The organism is Okeania sp. SIO1H4, assembly GCF_010672695.1.
Lineage (GTDB): Bacteria > Cyanobacteriota > Cyanobacteriia > Cyanobacteriales > Microcoleaceae > Okeania > Okeania hirsuta.
In genome coordinates this window covers 1-1,425 of the sequence record NZ_JAAHGB010000176.1, presented here as the reverse complement: position 1 = coordinate 1,425, position 1,425 = coordinate 1, and the positions used below count along the sequence as shown (strand labels likewise).

Genomic DNA, 1,425 nt, shown 5'->3' with positions numbered 1-1,425 from the left:
TTTTAGCTAGATCGCCGAGAAGCCTCACGCCATAATCTGTGATTTGGCGACCAGATGAATCGGCGGCCAATTGAATGGGTTCGATGCCGATTCAATTTGCATGATATCTCAGCAAAAACCTTCGCCCTAGTTGAAAAACTTGTATTATGATATTGCAATAACCCCAGAAAATTTCCACCATGCGCACTGCCTACCAATATAAATTAAGGCCCAACAAAGAACAAATAGCCACTATTCAATTGTGGTTGGAATTGTTGCGTCGGCAGTACAACTATCGGTTGGGTGAAAGGTTTTCATGGTGGTCAGAAAACCGTTGTCCAGTTAACGCCTGCCCCTTGGTGATGCCAATTCCTCAACTAAGAGATAATCCAGATTATTACTCTCAAAAAAAAGATTTGGTCAATACTAAAGACAAGTTTCCTGAATACAAGCTAATTCATTCTCAGGTATGCCAGGATTGCATTAAACGGGTAAAACTAGCTTTTGATAGGTGGTTCAAAGCAGATAAAAACGGGCAGCGATTAGGCAAACCAAGGTTTAAAGGAAAAGGACGTTATCGCAGTTTTACTTATCCTCAAATCAAACTTAACTGCATTGAAGGAAATCAAATTAATTTGCCCAAAATAGGAAAAGTAAAGTTAATTCAGCATCGTCCAATACCAGAAGGATTTATAATTAAAACAGTAACAATTAGCCGTAAAGCAGATGGTTATTATGTAACTTTATCCCTAGAAGACAAATCAGTTCCAGCTTTGACAACTAAAGTTGAACCTACATTAAAAAATACTCTGGGAATCGATATGGGGCTGAAGGAGTTCTTAGTAACAAGTGAAGGAGAATCTGTCCCCATACCCCAATACTATCGAAAATCTCAGCAGCGATTAAAAACGCTACAAAAATGCTTATCCCGTAAAAAGAAAGGAAGTAAAAGATGGTTAAAAGCTGTTGAAGCTGTAGCCAAACAACATAAAAAGGTCGCTGATCGACGTAAAGATTTCCACTTTAAAACAGCTAATGAATTGTTATCAAAAGCAGAAGTTATCGCCCATGAAAACTTAAATATCAAAGGGCTAGCAAAGAGCCGTTTGAGTAAATCAATTAACGATGCAGGATGGGGACAATTCCTATCTATTTTAACTGTCAAAGCTGAAAATGCTGGACAGAAAACCATAGGAGTGAACCCAAAAAATACCAGCCAAGATTGCTCAAATTGTGGAAAAAAAGTCGATAAAGAATTAAACATACGAACTCATTCTTGTCCGCATTGCGGTATTGCGATCGATCGTGATGTGAATGCAGCAATAAATATCAAAAATAGGGCGGTAGGGCATTCCGTCCTTAAAGCTCGTGGAGTCCGACGGGGTACCGGGACTGCGAAACGAGAAGCCCACACTATACCGCAAGGTTAGTGTGGGAGTATGTCAC

Annotated in this window: 1 protein-coding gene; it reads left to right on the top strand. The window is 39.5% G+C overall.

Annotated elements, in window-relative coordinates:
- Nucleotides 1-179: 179 nt before the first annotated feature.
- Complete coding sequence (locus F6K06_RS33500) at nt 180-1,409, top strand: transposase (RefSeq protein ID WP_287309153.1); 1,230 nt, start codon at nt 180-182, stop codon at nt 1,407-1,409.
- Nucleotides 1,410-1,425: the final 16 nt, after the last annotated feature.